This window comes from Streptomyces sp. TG1A-8, assembly GCF_030499535.1.
GTDB lineage: Bacteria > Actinomycetota > Actinomycetes > Streptomycetales > Streptomycetaceae > Streptomyces.
This window is the reverse complement of record NZ_JASTLB010000001.1, coordinates 5,539,778-5,556,054: the sequence shown is the minus strand read 5'-3', so window position 1 is coordinate 5,556,054 and position 16,277 is coordinate 5,539,778. Positions and strand designations below refer to the sequence as shown.

The 16,277-nt window shown below is 74.4% G+C and carries 15 protein-coding genes and 1 pseudogene; 6 read left to right on the top strand and 10 right to left on the bottom strand.

Annotation, left to right across the window (positions count from 1 at the left end; genetic code table 11):
* Nucleotides 1-110: 110 nt before the first annotated feature.
* Nucleotides 111-548, top strand: a complete 438-nt coding sequence (locus tag QQY24_RS24405) for a cell division protein SepF (protein WP_301974859.1) — start codon at nt 111-113, stop codon at nt 546-548.
* A gap of 36 nt (nt 549-584) precedes the next feature.
* Here QQY24_RS24405 and QQY24_RS24400 read toward each other — a convergent pair whose 3' ends face one another.
* Together QQY24_RS24400 and QQY24_RS24395 are read right to left on the bottom strand one after the other, a co-directional pair.
* Nucleotides 585-1,775, bottom strand: a complete 1,191-nt coding sequence (locus QQY24_RS24400; RefSeq protein WP_301974858.1) for an acyl-CoA dehydrogenase family protein — start codon at nt 1,773-1,775, stop codon at nt 585-587.
* A 123-nt stretch (nt 1,776-1,898) separates the two neighbouring features.
* A complete protein-coding gene (locus tag QQY24_RS24395) occupies nt 1,899-3,542 on the bottom strand; it encodes an MFS transporter (RefSeq protein WP_301974857.1) in 1,644 nt (547 codons plus the stop codon).
* Between the two features lie 255 nt (nt 3,543-3,797).
* On the opposite strand from QQY24_RS24395, the gene QQY24_RS24390 reads away from it, so the two are divergent.
* Together QQY24_RS24390 and QQY24_RS24385 are read left to right on the top strand one after the other, a co-directional pair.
* On the top strand, nt 3,798-5,084 hold the full coding sequence (locus QQY24_RS24390; protein ID WP_301974856.1) for a hypothetical protein: 1,287 nt from the start codon (nt 3,798-3,800) through the stop codon (nt 5,082-5,084).
* Nucleotides 5,085-5,321: 237 nt separating this feature from the next.
* Entirely contained in the window at nt 5,322-6,362 is a 1,041-nt protein-coding gene (locus tag QQY24_RS24385; RefSeq protein WP_301974855.1) for a phosphatase PAP2 family protein, read from the top strand.
* A gap of 149 nt (nt 6,363-6,511) precedes the next feature.
* On the opposite strand, the gene QQY24_RS24380 is transcribed toward QQY24_RS24385, so the two are convergent.
* Nucleotides 6,512-6,727: an I78 family peptidase inhibitor gene (locus tag QQY24_RS24380; protein ID WP_301974854.1), complete on the bottom strand. Its 216-nt coding sequence runs from the start codon at nt 6,725-6,727 to the stop codon at nt 6,512-6,514.
* A 425-nt stretch (nt 6,728-7,152) separates the two neighbouring features.
* Here QQY24_RS24380 and QQY24_RS24375 point away from each other — a divergent pair.
* Nucleotides 7,153-7,547 (top strand): annotated as a pseudogene (locus QQY24_RS24375) (cbb3-type cytochrome c oxidase subunit I); the annotation flags it as partial.
* 172 nt (nt 7,548-7,719) lie between these two features.
* Here QQY24_RS24375 and QQY24_RS24370 read toward each other — a convergent pair.
* Nucleotides 7,720-8,361 (bottom strand): transglycosylase family protein, encoded by a 642-nt coding sequence (locus tag QQY24_RS24370; RefSeq protein ID WP_301974853.1) that lies wholly within the window; start codon nt 8,359-8,361, stop codon nt 7,720-7,722.
* 541 nt (nt 8,362-8,902) lie between these two features.
* On the opposite strand from QQY24_RS24370, the gene QQY24_RS24365 reads away from it, so the two are divergent.
* Nucleotides 8,903-9,676 carry a hypothetical protein gene (locus tag QQY24_RS24365; protein WP_301974852.1) on the top strand — a complete coding sequence of 258 codons (774 nt, stop codon included), beginning with the start codon at nt 8,903-8,905 and terminating at the stop codon, nt 9,674-9,676.
* 67 nt (nt 9,677-9,743) lie between these two features.
* The gene (locus QQY24_RS24360) at nt 9,744-10,139 is read left to right on the top strand and encodes a hypothetical protein (RefSeq protein ID WP_301974850.1); all 396 of its coding nucleotides are present in this window, start codon (nt 9,744-9,746) and stop codon (nt 10,137-10,139) included.
* 74 nt (nt 10,140-10,213) lie between these two features.
* Here QQY24_RS24360 and der read toward each other — a convergent pair whose 3' ends face one another.
* The 6 genes from der to QQY24_RS24330 all read right to left on the bottom strand — a co-directional run bounded on the left by der (nt 10,214) and on the right by QQY24_RS24330 (nt 16,249).
* Nucleotides 10,214-11,695: a ribosome biogenesis GTPase Der gene (gene der / locus QQY24_RS24355; RefSeq protein ID WP_301974849.1), complete on the bottom strand. Its 1,482-nt coding sequence runs from the start codon at nt 11,693-11,695 to the stop codon at nt 10,214-10,216.
* Nucleotides 11,696-11,756: 61 nt separating this feature from the next.
* Nucleotides 11,757-12,359 carry a 1-acyl-sn-glycerol-3-phosphate acyltransferase gene (locus tag QQY24_RS24350; protein ID WP_301976347.1) on the bottom strand — a complete coding sequence of 201 codons (603 nt, stop codon included), beginning with the start codon at nt 12,357-12,359 and terminating at the stop codon, nt 11,757-11,759.
* Nucleotides 12,360-12,412: 53 nt separating this feature from the next.
* A complete protein-coding gene (gene cmk / locus QQY24_RS24345) occupies nt 12,413-13,108 on the bottom strand; it encodes a (d)CMP kinase (RefSeq protein WP_301974848.1) in 696 nt (231 codons plus the stop codon).
* Nucleotides 13,109-13,222: 114 nt separating this feature from the next.
* Nucleotides 13,223-14,308 carry a prephenate dehydrogenase gene (locus QQY24_RS24340; RefSeq protein WP_301974847.1) on the bottom strand — a complete coding sequence of 362 codons (1,086 nt, stop codon included), beginning with the start codon at nt 14,306-14,308 and terminating at the stop codon, nt 13,223-13,225.
* Nucleotides 14,309-14,504: 196 nt separating this feature from the next.
* Nucleotides 14,505-15,533, bottom strand: coding sequence for an ADP-ribosylglycohydrolase family protein (locus QQY24_RS24335; protein ID WP_301974846.1), 1,029 nt, complete (start codon nt 15,531-15,533; stop codon nt 14,505-14,507).
* Nucleotides 15,530-16,249, bottom strand: coding sequence for an NUDIX domain-containing protein (locus QQY24_RS24330; protein ID WP_301976346.1), 720 nt, complete (start codon nt 16,247-16,249; stop codon nt 15,530-15,532). Before QQY24_RS24330 ends, QQY24_RS24335 begins: the two co-directional genes overlap by 4 nt.
* Nucleotides 16,250-16,277: the final 28 nt, after the last annotated feature.

The following is a 16,277-nucleotide window of genomic DNA, read 5'->3' as shown; positions in this document are numbered from 1 at the left end:
TAGCGTCACAAACCCCCCGCGCGGCGACTATCCACTTGGCGCGCCGTCCGCATCATGGATGACCATAGGGATGCGGAAAGCAAGGAAGACCGCTGTGAGAGGAGGCGTCCATGGGATCGGTACGCAAGGCGAGTGCGTGGCTCGGCCTCGTCGACGACAACGATGACGAGCGCTACTACGACGACGAGTACACCGAGGGCACCGGGTCCGGGGACGCCTGGGTCACGGACCCCCGGGTGAGGGTGGCCACGGACACGGCCGAGGAGAGGGGCCGGCGGATCGGCACGGTCACCCCGGACAGCTTCCGGGACGCCCGCGCCATCGGCGAGCTGTTCCGGGACGGGATCCCGGTCATCATGAACCTCACGGCGATGGAGCCCGCCGACGCCAAGCGTGTCGTCGACTTCGCGGCCGGGCTGACCTTCGGCCTGAGAGGCACGATCGAGCGGGTCGCGAACCGGGTCTTCCTGCTGACGCCCGCGAACACCCAGATCGTCAGCGGTGAGCCCGCGGCCCACCGCGAGGACGGCTTCTTCAACCAGAGCTGAGCCGGGGCCGCCCACCGGCCCCGCTCGCCCCGGGGCTCACCGGAACGCGTCCTGCCCGGTGAGCGCCTTGCCCAGCACGAGCTGGTGCATCTCCACGGTGCCCTCGTAGGTGAGCACCGATTCCAGGTTGGTCGCGTGCCGCATGACGGGGTATTCGAGGGAGATCCCGTTGGCACCGAGGATCGTCCGCGCCGTCCGGCAGATCTCGATGGCCTCGCGGACGTTGTTGAGCTTGCCGAAGCTGACCTGCTCCGGACGCAGGCGGCCGGCGTCCATCCGCCGCCCCAGATGGTGGGCGAGCAGGATCCCCTTGTGCAGTTCCACCGCCATGTCGGCGAGCTTGGCCTGGGTGAGCTGGAAGCCGCCGATGGGCCGCCCGAACTGCTCCCGCGTCCTCGCGTACTCCAGGGCCGCCTCGAGGCTGCTGCGCGCCGCGCCCATGGCGCCCCAGACGATGCCGTAGCGGGCGTGCGAGAGGCAGCTGAGCGGTCCGCGCAGGCCGGTGGCCCCGGGCAGGACGGCGGTGGCGGGCAGCCGTACGCCGTCCAGGACGAGTTCGCTGGTGACGGACGCGCGCAGGGACCACTTGTGCTTGATCTCGGGCGCCGAGAAGCCGGGGCTGCCGGCCGGCACGACGAACCCGCGGATGCCGTCGTCCGTCTGCGCCCACACGACGGCGACCCCGGCCACGGACCCGTTGGTGATCCACATCTTGCGGCCCTCGAGCACCCAGTCGCCGCCGTCCCGCCTGGCGCGGGTGCGCATGGAGGCGGGGTCGGAACCGTGGTCGGGCTCGGTGAGGCCGAAGCAGCCGATCACCTCGCCGGCGGCCATGCGGGGCAGCCACTCCTGCTTCTGCTCCTCGCTGCCGAACCGGTGGATCGCGTACATCGCGAGGGAGCCCTGCACCGAGACCAGGGACCGGATGCCCGAGTCGGCCGCCTCCAGCTCCAGGCAGGCCAGGCCGTACTGCACGGCGGAGGCGCCCGCGCAGCCGTAGCCCGTCAGGGACATGCCGAGGGCGCCGAGGGCGCCGAGTTCGCGCGCGAGGTCCCTGACGACGGGCAGCTCGCCCTTCTCGTACCAGTCGGCGACGCGGGGCAGCACCCGGTCGGCCGCCCAGCCCCGGACGGTGTCCCGGACGGCCAGGTCCTCCGGGTCCAGCAGGTCGTCGATCCCGAGCGGGTCGGCGGCGTCGAACGGGGGCAACTTCGCGGACGCGGACATGGAACACCCTCCGGAACACTGGGGCACGCTGAGGCGCGGCGGGACACAGGAAAACTAGCAACGCTAGTTACGATTCCGCGGCCGACGTTACGGCTCGGTGTCCCGCACGTCCAGGGCCGGGGGTCAGGCCGACACCCTCGGCTTCTCCGCCCCGCGCGGGGACGGCAGCCCCACCCCCGCGGCCCCCTCCCCGTACCCCCCGCCCTCCCGGTCCGCCCCGTGCTCCCCGCACTGCGCGGTCCGGGGCAGCCGGAGCGCCATCACGGCACCCAGCAGCAGCAGTCCCGCGCTCACCAGCAGGGTCACGTGCAGCCCGTGCACGAAGGAGTCGCGCGCCGCCCGGCGCAGGGCGGACCCCGCGGACCCGCCGAGGCGTCCGGCGACCTCGTAGGCCTCGCCGAGCGAGTGCCCGGCCGCCGCCGACGCGCGCGGGGACACGCCCGGCACCGAGGCGAGACCGGGTGCGTAGGCCGCGTTCATCACGCTGCCGAGCAGGGCGATCCCGATGCCGGCGCCCAGTTGGTAGGAGGTCTCGCCGATCGCCGCCGCCCCGCCCGCCTGGTGCACGGGGGCCTCGCTGAGCATCGACTCGTACGCCCCGAACAGGGTCGTCTCCAGACCGAAGCCGAGCAGCACGAAACCGCCGAGCAGCAGGGCCGGGTCGTCGCCGCCGCCCATCGCCGTGAGCGCGACGACGGCCGCGGCGGTGAGGCAGAAACCGCAGCAGACCATCCGGCGCGGCCCGAAGCGGCGCAGCATCCGCGCGCCCGCGAGACCCGCCGCCATCGCCGCGACGGTCAGCGGCAGCAGCCTGAGGCCGGTCCGCAGCGGCGACAGGCCGAGCACCAGCTGCAGGTACTGCGCCGCGATCAGCTCCAGGCCGACCAGCGCGAGCATCGCCAGCACGATGCAGCCCACCGAGGTGCTGAACGCCGGGCGGCGGAACATCCGCAGGTCGACCAGCGGGTGCGGGCGCCGGCGCTGACGCCGTACGAAGAGCAGGAGGAGGGCCGCGCCGGCCAGCAGCGGCCCGAGGGTCAGGGGGCCGGCCGGCGGCTCGCCGCCGCCGATCCGCTTGACGCCGAGGACGGCGCCGAACAGACCGGCCGCCGCCATGAGCGCGCCGGTCACGTCCCACGGACCGTCGCCTCCGCCGCGCGACTCGGGTAGCAGGATCCGCCCGACCGGCAGGCTCACCAGCATCAGCGGGATGTTGACCAGGAAGACCGAACCCCACCAGAAGTGCTCCAGCAGGAAGCCGCCGAGCAGTGGGCCGACCGCCGCGCCGACGGCGGCGACCGCGCTCCAGATGCCGATCGCGAGCGCCCGCTCGCGCCGGTCGGGGAAGACCTGGCGGAGGATCGACAGGGTCGCGGGCATGATCATCGCGCCGCCGGCGCCGAGCAGCGCCCGGGCGAGGATCAGCGTCCGGGCGCTCGGCGCGAAGGCGGCCGCGGCGGAGGCGACGCCGAACAGGGCGTAGCCGAGCAGCAGGACGCGCCTGCGTCCGACGCGGTCGCCCAGCGTGCCGAACAGGATCAGCAGCGAGGCGCACACCAGCGGGTAGACGTCGACGATCCAGAGCAGTTCCACGGCGCCGGGCCTGAGGTCCTCGGTGACGGCGGGGACCGCCACGTGCAGCACGGTCGCGTCGAGGGCGACGAGCAGCAGGCTCACGCAGAGGACGACGAGGACGGCCCAGCGGCTCGCGCCGGCCCCGGCCGCCCGGCGGCGCGGCCCTGCGGCAGCCGTGGTCGTCCCGGACATGCGCGTACCTCCCAGGTGATCCCTCGCGTGCGGCGGACCGGCGGGGCGGGGCCCCCTGCCGTACGGCCGGTCAGGCGGTGTCTCCGGCCCGCGCGACCCCGCGCGGGTGACTGGTCAGCGTACGCGAGTCCGCCGCGCGGGCACGTGGCGGACCTCTCACCCGTCCGGCCGAACCGGTGTGGCGTGCGCCACCGCCCGTCCCGGGCCGCGCCCCGACGGACGGCCCGGCTCCCCGGCCGGTCGATAATCGGGCCCGTGACCGATCCTGGACGGCGCGCGGCCGCGCCCCGCGCCGCACTCCCGCGCCGGGCGACCCCGGCCCTCCTCGGGTACGCGGCGATCCGCGCCCTGGGCCTGGCGGTGCTCGCGGTGTGGAGCACGGCGCGCGGCACGAGCGCGTACACGCTGCTCACCGCGCGCTGGGACGCGCTGTGGTACGCGCGGGTGGCCGGAGCCGGGTACGGCCACGAGGTGCGGCTGCCGAACGGCGACGTCCACTCCGACCTGGCCTTCTTCCCGTTGCTGCCGTGGCTGGAGCGGCTGCTGCACGCGCTCACGCCGCTGTCGTACGCGGACGCGGGCTTCGTCGTGAGCCTGCTCGCCTCGCTCGCCGCCGCCGGTGGCATCTTCGCGGTCGCGGAGTGGGTGTACGGGCCCCGGGCGGGAGTCTGCGCGGTGCTGCTGTGGGCGGTGCTGCCGGTCGGGATCGTGCAGTCGATGGCGTACAGCGAGTCCCTCTTCACGGCGCTGGCCGCGTGGTCGCTGTACGCGGTGCTGACCGGCCGGTGGGTGGGGGCGGGCGCCCTGGCCGCGCTGGCCGGGCTGACCCGGCCGGTGGGGCTCGCGGTGGTCGCGGCGGTGTGGGCGGCGGGGGTGGCCCCGTTCGTGCGGGAGCGAAGCGCGCGCCACGGGCACGGCGCGCGGGGCGGCGGGCGCGCCCCCTTTCCGGCGGAGGCCGGGCGTGTCCCGTCCGCGCGGGGCGCACCCGGGCAGACCGGGGCGCCCTGCGCTCGGGCAGGCGCACGGGAGGCACCCCGTGCCCCCGTCCGGCGCCGTGCCCTCGGCATGCTCCTCGCCCCGCTGGGCGCCGCCGGTTACGTGCTGTGGGTCGGGCACCACACCGGCGGGGGGCCGCTCGGGTACCTGGACGTGCAGGCCGGGTGGCGCAACGGGTTCGACGGCGGGTACGCCTTCGCCCGCTTCACCGCCGGCAAGTTCACGTCGTTTCCGTCGGCCCTCGCGGGCGCGGGCCTGGTCGCCGGGGTCGCCCTCCTGATCCGGCTGTACATGGCCGGCGTCCGCCGGCGCCAGCCCGTGGAACTGCTGGTGTACACGGGTGTCGTCCTCGCGCTCGCCCTGTGCGCGTCGGGCTACTTCGGCTCCAAGCCGCGCCTGCTGCTGCCCGCCTTCCCGCTGCTGTTCCCCGTGGCCCAGGCCCTCGCCCGGCTGCGCGGCGCCCGGTTCGCGCTGGTCACAACAGGCACAGCCGTCCTCGCCGCGGCCTACGGCGCCTTCTGGCTGAACGGCTCCGGTCCGCCCTGACCGGGCTCTCACGGTGTGTGAGCGGCCGGAGAAATCCAGCCGATCATTCGGTGAACGAATTCATAAGTGGCATAAAACCGACTCCGGCATGATCAAAGGAATTGCAGGAACCAGCCGCACAGGATTGCGGATTCTCAGGAATTCGAAGCACTCCTGAGAGGTTTCCCACATCACATCGTCATCACAAAGCCGCTGTTTCGACCGGGCCCACAGCTCACTCGCTGTAACGTCGATTGGGTGCGTACCGAACGAAACCTCACCCGGCGTCTGGACCGGGTGTTCGCCAGACTGGACCGTGAGCCGGAACGACCGGCTCACATCGATGTGCCCAGGATGAGCCGGCACCGGGTCGTGCTGTTCACCGCGACCCTCGCCTTTTACCTGGCGATCGTGTGGGCCGTGGTGATCACCTCGTGGCTGGTCCGGCTCGACTGGCAGGTCATGTTCTTCCGGCCGTACCAGCAGTGGCCCGAGATCCACGCCTTCCTCGACTACTACGTGGTGCTCGGCCAGCGCGGCCCCACCGCCGTGATGGTCGCGGCCTGGCTCGGCTGGCGCTCCTGGCGCCAGCACACCCTCCGCCCGCTGCTGACGCTGGCCGCCTCCCTGCTGCTGCTGAACATCACGGTCGGCGCCGCCAAGATCGGCATGGGGCGGCTCGGTCCGCACTACGCGACCGTGATCGGCTCCAACGAGATGGGCCTGGGCGGCGACATATTTCCCAGCGGCCACACCGCCAACGCGGTCGTGACCTGGGGAATCCTGGCCTACCTGGCCTCCAGCCCGCGGGCGCGGCGCTGGCTGTCCGCCCTGTCGGCGGTCACCTCGCTCGGCGTCGGCCTCACCACCGTCTACCTCGGTACGCACTGGCTGAGCGACGTACTGCTGGGCTGGGCCGCGGGTCTGCTGATCCTGCTCGCCCTGCCGTGGTTCGAGCCGCTCATCACCAGGGCCGAGACCACCCTGTTCGACCTGCGTGACCGCTGGCGCGCCCGCCGCGGACGCACGGCACCGGTTCCGGCCATGCCGGTCACCCCGGTGGTGGTCAAGCCGCGCAGCGCGCCGGCCGAGCAGTCCCCGCCGGCACGCGAGCCGGTGTCGTCGGGCCGCGCTCCCCGGGCCCCGGCGCACCTGGCCCCGGCGCACCTGGCCCCGGGGCCGCACACGACCCGTTCGGAGCGCACCCCGGTCACCCCGGCGGGCAGCCGCCGCCCGCCGCACGCCGACCGCCTGCCGCGCGGCACCTCTCCGTCGGCCCGCCCCCTGACGGGCGGCTGACGGCACCGCGGCGGCGGGACCCGGTGCGCACGACCAAGCCCCGTCGCCGCGGCGGCGAAGGCCCCGTCCCCCGTCGGAGGGACGGGGCCTTCGCCGTGACGGTTCCCACCCGGCGGTGCGGGCCCGTCCGGCCCGCACCGCCGGGGGCGTTAACCCTTCCAGGCACGGGCCACCCGGCCGTCGCGCACCTCGAAGTTCAGCCGGCCCGCCCGGTACTCCATGGTGATGATCGCGCCCGGCGGCAGCGATCGCACCGTCGGCCACCCCCGCTCCCGGGCGAGCCGCTCGGCGTGCGCGGCGTCGAGGCCGACGTATCCGTCGGGGCTGTCCTGGGGCTCCGCTGGCGGAGTGGGAATCGGTGCCATGCGGCCACGCTAGGCGGCATCCGGCGGCGGCGGAAGCCGCGGCCGGGCCGGAGCCGGCCTTCCGCGTCCCCGCCCTGTCACACTTCTGTCACAGGTTCCCGGTATCCGTTTCCGCGAACTCCGTCACACGTACGGGGGTTTCCGTACCGCTTCCGGGGGTAAGTGAACAGGATTTCCGCGTGTCGGGCCGCCCCCTCTTATTGTCCGGTGGAAAGTGCCGCCGTGGGGACCGGCGCGGGTCCGGGCGCGATTCCCCGCGGAATCCGGTCGGCGCGGTGGCGGCCGGTGCCGCATGAGAAATTCACGGATTCCGCACACGACCGCCGTGCACCGCTGCCGGACCGCGCCCGCGCGAGCACCACGGGACCGGCCCGCGGGTACGCGTGCCGTGGCGGACCCGGGCGCGAGGAACGAAGGGGCGGGCGTTGGGGACCGGGACCGTGGGGGCGGCGGAACCGGTGCGCGGCGGGCGGCGGCCCGGCCGCCTGGTGGTGGAGTGGCCCATCACCACGGACCGCAAGGGGACCGGCCACCTCCGCCTGATCACGTCCTTCGTGCTCTTCCCGGCCGCCGGCGTGACGGCGCTGACGATGCGCGCCGAGCTCGCCCGGCCGGGCCCGCAGATCACGAACGGCGAGCAGTACGACCAGCCGTTCACGCTGCACGGCACGATCATGCCGCTGTTCCCGGCACCGGGCTTCGCCAACGAGCTGATGCCGCTGCGGATCGGCGCGCCGGACGTGGCGTTCCCGCGGTTGAACACGCCGTCTCGTCCTGGCTGTTCCTGTTCGGCGGCCCGATCGTGCCGGGCTCGCTGCTCACGGCCGGCGGCCCCGGCACAACTTCGTCACCCTGGCGCGCATCCGCTCCGAGTCCCCCGCGTTCGACCTGCACCACCCGGAGTACGCGGCACAGGCGCCGCAGCCCGAGCCGAAGGGGCACCGCAGCGGCGACCGACCGTCCCCCGCCGGGTGCCCGGCGCCGGGCTCCCGTCAGAGCACGAGGCGCCGGCCGGGCGTGATCAGGTCCGGGTCGTCGCCGATGACCGACTTGTTGGCGGCGTAGATCCGCTGCCAGGTGGTGCCGTGCCGGGCGGCGATGAGGCTCAGGGTGTCGCCCTCGCGGACGGTGTAGCCGCCCCGGCCGGCACCGTGGTGGGTGCGCTGCGGCTTCTTCGCCGGCACGTCCTTCCGGGTGGCCTGCGCACTGCTGGAGGCGGTCGCGCCGGAGGACACGGCCGGTGCCGTGCCGAAGGCCCCGGCGCGGGCCGAGCAGACCGGCCAGGCACCCCAGCCCTGGGCCCGCTGGACCCTGGTGGCGACGGCGATCTGGGCACTCCTGGAGGCCTGGTCGGCCGTCGGGGCGTAGGCGCCGCCGCCGTACGCGCGCCAGGTGGAGGCGGAGAACTGGAGTCCGCCGTAGTACCCGTTGCCGGTGTTGATGTGCCAGTTGCCGCCGCTCTCGCACCGGGCGATGCGGTCCCACACCCCGTCGTCCGCCGCGGCGGCGCTGCCGGTCGCGGCCAGCAGCCCCAGCGGGGCCAGCAGTGCGGCTCCGGCCAGCGCGGCCGTCGTGCGGCCCCTGCGGGCGCTGTCGTGACGGGCGGTGTTGGTGGTATCGGCACACTCGGACATGTAGTTCCCTCTCCACGAACCCGGGCTCCCCCGGACGGATCGCACCTTGCCGGTCAGGACCGCGGTTCGGCGCGCCCGCCCCGTCCGCCGCAGCCGGTTCGGCACTGGCGCTCTGCCCGGTGCCGGCCGGCGGACGTGCCCGAGCGGTGCTCGTTGCACACGGCGGAGGAATCTAGGGAGCCCGAGCCGCCGATATCAACCAACTCCTCGTCATTCCAGGCCAGTTGCGTGTTACTGCCGGTATCGTCGATTTCCGGCCAGCACCTTTATACCCTGATTTCATGATTTTTCGATCACACGTCGCGACGGCGTGTGAGCCACTTCACCCGTTCAGACCCCCGCGGTACGCGCGGAGTTGACGGTGCGTGGCCGATTCCGGGGCGGGGGTGACCCTGCGCGCCGGGTGGTTCGATTCCGTTCGTGCCGGGGCGTGACCCCCACCACAGGACGCCCGTTGTCTCCTTCATGAGCCCGAACCCCCTGGCGCTCAGCGGCCGGTAGCCACCCGGCCGGCCCAGCACCGCATCCCGAGGGAGCCACCGTGCCGCGCATGCTCGACGTCAGCGACGCCGTACGCGCCGAGATCGGCGACGAAGAAGCCGACCGGCTGCTCGCCGGAGAGAACGCCCCGGGCGGTTACGACTGCACGTCCTGCCGCACCCCGGGCGACTCCGAGCAGGAGCGCACCAGCACCGTTCTGTTCGTCGGCGACGAGACCGCCGTCCTCGCCTTCGCCCACGCCGGCTGCCTGCCCTCGCAGGTCGTCCAGGTCACCGAGGAGCAGTTGCAGGGCGCCGTCCGCTCCATCGGCGACGCCGCCGAGCCGCCCCGGACCGTCCCCGAGCAGGCCGTGCTCGGCGTGACCAGCGGGCTCGTCCTGATCGAGGGCGAACTGCACCCCGCGCTCGTGGTCGAGCCGACCGCCCCCATCGCCCGCCCGGGATCCTTCGGGGCCGGCGACGACTTCCTGCCCCTGCTCATCGAGCAGGGCTTCATGCCGGTGACCGGGCTGACGTCCGTTCCGCCGGTCCTGCACGGCTGGTCGGTGCTGCTGGCCGCGGGTCAGCTGCACGCGGTGCTCCAGCCCGACGTGCACGGCGGCCGGCCGGTCGCCTGGTGGCAGGCCCACCAGCCGCTGCAGGCCACGAACGACTGGCGGGCGGCCGCCAACAAGCGTCAGCAGGTGCTGATGTTCGCGGCGCCGGTGGGGTCCATCGGACGGCAGCCGCGGGAGGACCTGCTGCGCGCCTCCCTCGACAGGGCGGCGGCGAACGGCCAGCTGGTGGCGGCGGCGCTGCCCCTCGCGGGCACCTGACGGCGCCCGGCCGCGAGCCCCGCCGCCCGGACCGCATCCCTTTGCGGACCCGGTCGTTTGGACATACGTGCACGCATACGACACTCCTCCGCACCGGCCCGCCTTCTCCTCCGTTCCCCCCGCCCGGTCGGCGCAGGAGGCTCCGGGCGGCCCCTCGGCCACGCCGATCTACGACCGGCTCTACGCGGAGTGGGTCAAGACCTTCCGCACGCTGCCGGGCGACCGCAGCGGTGAGGAGGAGCTGGGGTTCAACACCTTCGGGCACGCCCCGCACGGCACCGGCTCCTACCGCGCGAACGTCTACGGCGCCTACAGCGCCGGGGCCCAGAGCGCCCGCCACGGCGGCGGTCAGCAGCAGCAGCCGCCGCAGTGGCAGCGGGTCGGTGCGCTCGGGCGGCAGCAGGACACCGGGATGCACCACGTTCCGGCGGCACTGCCGCCCGGTCCGCGCCGAGGCGTGTGACGGACGGCGCGCACACGGAGAAGGGGCGGCCCCCTCACCGGGGCCGCCCCTTCTCCGTGTGCGCGCCGCCCCTTCTACTTCTTCTTCGCGCCGCGCTTCTCGCGCACCCGCACCGAGATGTGGATCGGCGTGCCCTCGAAGCCGAACTCCTCGCGCAGGCGGCGCTCGATGAAGCGCCGGTAGCCCGCCTCGATGAAGCCGGAGGCGAACAGCACGAACCGCGGGGGCCTGGTGCCGGCCTGGGTGCCGAACAGGATGCGCGGCTGCTTGCCGCCCCGGACCGGGTGCGGGTGGGCCGCGACCAGCTCGCCGAGGAAGGCGTTCAGCCGGCCCGTCGGAACCCGGGTCTCCCAGCCCGCGAGCGCGGTCTCGATCGCCGGGACCAGCTTCTCCATGTGCCGGCCGGTGCGCGCCGAGACGTTGACGCGGGGTGCCCAGGCGACCTGGCCCAGCTCGGTCTCGATCTCCCGCTCCAGGTAGTAGCGGCGCTCCTCGTCCAGGGTGTCCCACTTGTTGTAGGCGATGACCAGGGCACGTCCCGCGTCGACGGCCATGGTGACGATCCGCTGGTCCTGTACGGAGATGGTGTCGGCGGCGTCGATCAGGACGACCGCCACCTCGGCCTTCTCCACGGCCGCGGCGGTGCGCAGGGAGGCGTAGTAGTCGGCGCCCTGCTGGAGGTGGACGCGCTTGCGGATGCCGGCGGTGTCCACGAACTTCCAGGTCCTGCCGCCCAGTTCGATGATCTCGTCCACCGGGTCGCGGGTGGTGCCGGCCAGTTCGTTGACGACGACGCGCTCCTCGCCGGCCACCTTGTTCAGCAGCGAGGACTTGCCGACGTTGGGGCGGCCGATCAGGGCGATGCGGCGGGGGCCGCCGGGAGCGGTGCCGAAGCTCTGCTCGGGCGCCTCGGGCAGCGCCTCCAGGACGGCGTCCAGCATGTCGCCGGTGCCGCGGCCGTGCAGCGCCGAGACGGGGTGCGGCTCGCCCAGGCCGAGGTTCCACAGGTAGGCCGCGTCGGCCTCGCCGCTCGGGCCGTCGACCTTGTTGGCGCACAGCACGACCGGCTTGCCGGCCTTGCGCAGCAGCCGTACGACCGCCTCGTCGGTGTCGGTCGCGCCGACCTTGGCGTCGACGACGAAGACGACCGCGTCGGCCGCCTCGATCGCGTACTCGGCCTGGGCGGCCACGGAGGCGTCGATGCCGAGGACGTCCTGCTCCCAGCCGCCGGTGTCGACCACCTTGAAGCGGCGGCCCGCCCACTCGGCCTCGTAGGTGACGCGGTCGCGGGTGACGCCCGGCCGGTCCTCGACGACCGCCTCACGGCGGCCGATGATCCGGTTCACCAGGGTCGACTTGCCGACGTTGGGGCGGCCGACGACGGCGAGCACGGGCAGCGGACCGTGGCCGGCCGCCTCGATGGCGCCCTCGACGTCCGCCGGGTCGAAGCCCTCTTCCGCGGCGAGCTCCATGAACTCCGCGTACTCGGCATCGCCGAGTGCCCCGTGCTCGTACTCGTGCTCGGCCGAGCCGTCGGGCTGGATCTGGTCGTTCATGAAGTCCGTACCTCGTCGTTCATCGTGGTGATCGGTGGAAGGCCCCGGCGGGGCCGTTCCACTACTCAAGTGTCGCCCGGCGCCCGGTCAGGCGCCTGGCGTTTTCCAGGTGGACCGTGAGCCGCTCCTGGATGCGCCCGGTCGCCTCGTCCAGCGCGCCGCGCGTACGCCGCCCGCTGCCGTCGCCCGCCCCGAACGGGTCGCCGAAGACGACGTCGACGCGGGAGCGCAGCGGGGGCAGCGCCTTTATCAACCGTCCCGGGCGGTCGGAGCTTCCCAGCACGGCCACGGGCACGATCGGCGCCCCGCTGCGGACCGCGAAGTAGGCGAGCCCGGCGCGCAGCGAGGCGAAGTCGCCCTCGCCCCGGGTGCCCTCCGGGAAGATGCCCAGCACTCCCCCGTCCGCCAGGACGCCGAGCGCCTGGGTGATGGCCGTGCGGTCGGCGCGGGCGCGGTCCACCTTCAACTGGCCGATCCCGGTGAGGAACGGGTCCAGCGGGCCGACGAACGCCTCCTTCTTGATGAGGAAGTGCGTCGGCCGGGGCGCCACGCCCATGACCATCGGGCCGTCGATGTTGTGCGCGTGGTTGACGGCGAGGATGACCGGGCCGGTCGCGGGCACCTTCCAGGCGCCCAGCACCCGCGGTCGCCACAGTCCGTACATCAGGCCGACGCCGATGCGCCGCCCGACCTCGGCGCCCCGCTCGGACGCGACCCTCACCGCGCGGCCCGCTTCCCCTCGACCAGGGTGACGACGCACTCGACGACCTGGGCGAGGGTGAGGGCGGTGGTGTCCACCTCGACCGCGTCGTCGGCCTTGGCCAGCGGCGAGGCGCTGCGGCTGGAGTCGGCCGCGTCCCGCTTGATCAGCGCCTCGCGGGTGGCGGCGACGTCGGCACCCTGCAGCTCACCGCTGCGGCGGGCCGCGCGGGCCTCCGCGGAGGCGGTGAGGAAGATCTTCAGGTCGGCGTCCGGCAGCACGGTCGTCCCGATGTCCCGGCCCTCGACCACGATGCCCCGCTCGGCGCCGGCGGCCAGGGAGCGCTGCAGTTCGGTGATGCGGGCGCGCACCTCGGGCACCGCGCTGACGGCGCTGACCCTGGAGGTGACCTCCTGGGTGCGGATCGGGCCGGCCACGTCGACGCCGTCGACCGTGATGGTGGGGGCGGCCGGGTCGGTGCCGGAGACGATCTCCGGCTTGCCGGCGACGGCCGCGACGGCGGTCGGGTCGCTCAGGTCGATGCCGTTGGTCACCATCCACCAGGTGATCGCCCGGTACTGGGCGCCGGTGTCCAGGTAGCTCAGACCGAGCTGTGCGGCCACGGCCTTCGACGTGCTCGACTTGCCCGTGCCGGAGGGGCCGTCGATCGCGACGATCACGGGCTTGGCGGTCGGGGCGGCGCCGTTTTCCACGGAGGGACACCTTCCTGGTGCGGTGCGGTGAGCGGGGGGCAGGAGCGAGGGCCCCCGCACCAGATTACTGTGTGCGGGTGACCCGAACGGACGGCCGCCCGCGGCACCGGCCGCCTACTGCCGCAGGGACCAGCCCCGCTCGGTCAGCGCGGCGCTCAGCACCGGCACCGCCTTCGGCTCCACCATCAGCTGCACGAGGCCGGCCTGCTGCCCCGTCGCGTGCTCGATGCGCACGTCCTCGACGTTGACCCCGGCCCGTCCCGCGTCGGCGAAGATCCGGGCCAGCTGTCCCGGCTGGTCGCTGATCAGCACCGCCACGACCTCGTAGGCCCGCGGCGCGGACCCGTGCTTGCCGGGCACCCGCACCTGGCCGGCGTTCCCGCGCCGCAGCACCTCCTCGATGCCCGTGCTGCCCTCGCGCCGCTCGTCCTCGTCGCGGGACTGCAGGGCGCGCAGGGCGCGGACGGTCCCGTCGAGGTCGGCGGAGAGGTCCGCGAGGAGGTCGGCGACCGGGCCGGGGTTGGCGGAGAGGATGTCGATCCACATCCGGGGGTCGGAGGCGGCGATCCGGGTGACGTCCCGGATGCCCTGCCCGCACAGCCGCACGGCCGCCTCCTCGGCGTGCTCCAGGCGGGCGGCGACCATGCTGGAGACCAGGTGGGGCATGTGGGAGACGAGGGCCACGGCGCGGTCGTGGGCGTCGGCGTCCATGACGACCGGCACGGCGCGGCAGTGCGAGACCAGCTCCAGAGCGAGGTTCAGCACCTCGGTGTCGGTGTCCCGGGTGGGGGTGAGCACCCAGGGACGGCCCTCGAAGAGGTCGCCGCTGGCGGCGAGCGGACCGGACTTCTCGCGGCCGGACATGGGGTGGGTGCCGATGTAGGCGGACAGGTCGAGGCCGAGGGCCTCCAGCTCGCGGCGCGGGCCGCCCTTGACGCTGGCCACGTCGGCGTAGCCGCGCGCCAGGCCGCGGGACATGGCGTCCGCGAGGACGCCGGCCACGTGGGCGGGCGGGGCGGCGACGATCGCCAGGTCCACCGGCTCCCCGGGCGTCTCGTGGGTGCCGGCGCCGAGCGCGGCGGCCGTGCGCGCCTGCCCGGGGTCGTGGTCGGCGAGGTGGACGGTGACGCCCCGCCCGGTCAGGGCGAGCGCGGCGGAGGTGCCGATGAGGCCGGTGCCGATGACGAGTGCGGTCCTCACCGGGCGGCGTCCCCGTGCGGTGCGCCCACCTGCTCGTCCTGGTGCCCGGCCTCGTCCCGTCCGAGCCGGACGGCCCCCCGGACCGCTCGTACCGCCACGGTGCTGCTCCTCGCTGACGTGCTTCGGCTCTGGCCCGTACAGCCTAGTCGGGCCGCGCGGCCGGGACGTGCCCCGCCCGCCCGCTGAGACGGTCCGCTCAGGCGTCCCAGGGCGCGCCGAGTTCCAGCAGCTCGGCGCGGTGCTCGATGCGGTCGGTCCAGTTCGCCGGCCAGGCGTCCGCACCCAGCCGGGCGCCCGCGAAGGCGCCGGTGAGGCAGGCGATCGAGTCGGAGTCGCCGCGCGAGCAGGCGGCCCGGCGCAGGGCGGTGACGGGTGCGTCGGGGAAGAGCAGGAAGCACAGCAGGCCGGTGGCGAAGGCTTCCTCGGCGATCCAGCCCTCGCCGGTGGCCAGGCACGGGTCGGTCTCCGGGGAGACCGTGCGCAGGGCCTCCTGGAGGCGGTCCAGGATCCGCAGGCACTCGTCCCAGCCGCGTGCGATGTAGTGCTCGGGACCGGGGTCCTGGGCACGGGTCCACAGGTCGCCGAGCCAGTCGTGGTGGTAGTGGGTGCGGTGGTCGTGGGCGTAGGAGCGCAGCTGTGCGACGAGGCCGTCCGGGGCGGCGCCCCGGGCGAGCAGGTGGACGGCGCGCGCGGTGAGGTCGGAGGCGGCCAGTGCGGTGGGGTGCGCGTGGGTGAGCGCGGACTGCAACTGGGCGGCGCCGGCGCGCTGTTCGTCGCTCAGGCCGGGTGCGAGCCCGATCGGGGCCACGCGCATGTTGGCGCCGCAGCCCTTGGAGCCGACCTGGCCGGCCTGCTGCCAGGGCCGCTCCTCGTCCTGGAGGAGGGCGCACGCGGTCAGGCAGGTGCGTCCGGGGGCGCGGTCGTTCTCCGGTGACCGGTACCAGCTCACGAACTCCTCGCGCAGGGGCCGCTCCAGCCGCTCGGGCGCGAGGGTGCCGGGGCCGGGTTCCATGGCCGTCCTGAGCGCCCGTCCGAGGGCGAGGGTCATCTGCGTGTCGTCGGAGACGAGGGCGCGCCCGGGCAGTTCCCTCTCGCGCCAGGGTCCGTACCGGGCGAGGATCGAGGGCACGTCGTCGAACTCGGTCGGGAAGCCGAGGGCGTCGCCGAGGGCGAGGCCGAGCAGGGAGCCGGTGGCGGCGCGCGCGCCCGCCCGGGTCGTGGTCATGCGGGGCGTCCTTCCCGGGACGGTCGGAGCAGGGGCGGGTGCAGGGCGGTGGCGGTGCCCGCGCGGTAGAGCGCGGCCGGCTTGCCCCGGCCGCCGGTCAGCCGGGCGGCGCCGCGGACGGGTTCGACGAAGCCGGGCGCGGCGAGCACCTTGCGGCGGAAGTTGGGCCGGTCCAGGGCCGTGCCCCACACGGTCTCGTAGACCTGCTGCAGCTCGCCGAGGGTGAACTCGGGCGGGCAGAAGGCGGTGGCGGCGGGGCTGTTCTCCAGCCGGGCGCCGATCCGCTCGCGGGCGTCGGCCAGGATCCGGTCGTGGTCGAAGGCGAGCGGTCCCGCCGAGTCGTACGGCTGCCAGCGCGCCCGGGCCGCGTCGCCGCCGCCGCGCGGTTCGGGGGGCGCGGGCAGCAGCGCGGTGAACGCGACGGACACGACCCGCATGCGGGGGTCGCGGTCCGGCTCGCTGTAGGTGCGCAACTGCTCCAGGCGCAGGCGGCGGACGCCGGCCAGGCCGGTCTCCTCGGCCAGTTCGCGCCGGGCGGCCGTTTCCGCGGACTCGTGGGGCAGCAGGAAGCCGCCGGGCAGCGCCCAGTGCCCGGCGTACGGCTCCTGCGCGCGCTCGACCAGCAGGACGTGCAGGGCGGCGTCGCGGACGGTGAGGACGGCGAGGTCGACGGTCACGGCGAACGGTTCGTAGGCGTACTTGTCGTAGCCCTCCACGTCCGGCACCCCCGAATCACCGCTCCCA

Bases quoted from the DNA above. Each gene is read 5' to 3' on its own strand.
- QQY24_RS24405 (WP_301974859.1), top strand. From the start codon at position 111: ATGGGATCGGTACGCAAGGCGAGTGCGTGGCTCGGCCTCGTCGACGAC.
- QQY24_RS24400 (WP_301974858.1), bottom strand. From the start codon at position 1,775: ATGTCCGCGTCCGCGAAGTTGCCCCCGTTCGACGCCGCCGACCCGCTC.
- QQY24_RS24395 (WP_301974857.1), bottom strand. From the start codon at position 3,542: ATGTCCGGGACGACCACGGCTGCCGCAGGGCCGCGCCGCCGGGCGGCC.
- QQY24_RS24380 (WP_301974854.1), bottom strand. From the start codon at position 6,727: ATGGCACCGATTCCCACTCCGCCAGCGGAGCCCCAGGACAGCCCCGAC.
- QQY24_RS24370 (WP_301974853.1), bottom strand. From the start codon at position 8,361: ATGTCCGAGTGTGCCGATACCACCAACACCGCCCGTCACGACAGCGCC.
- der (WP_301974849.1), bottom strand. From the start codon at position 11,695: ATGAACGACCAGATCCAGCCCGACGGCTCGGCCGAGCACGAGTACGAG.
- QQY24_RS24350 (WP_301976347.1), bottom strand. From the start codon at position 12,359: ATGTACGGACTGTGGCGACCGCGGGTGCTGGGCGCCTGGAAGGTGCCC.
- QQY24_RS24335 (WP_301974846.1), bottom strand. From the start codon at position 15,533: ATGACCACGACCCGGGCGGGCGCGCGCGCCGCCACCGGCTCCCTGCTC.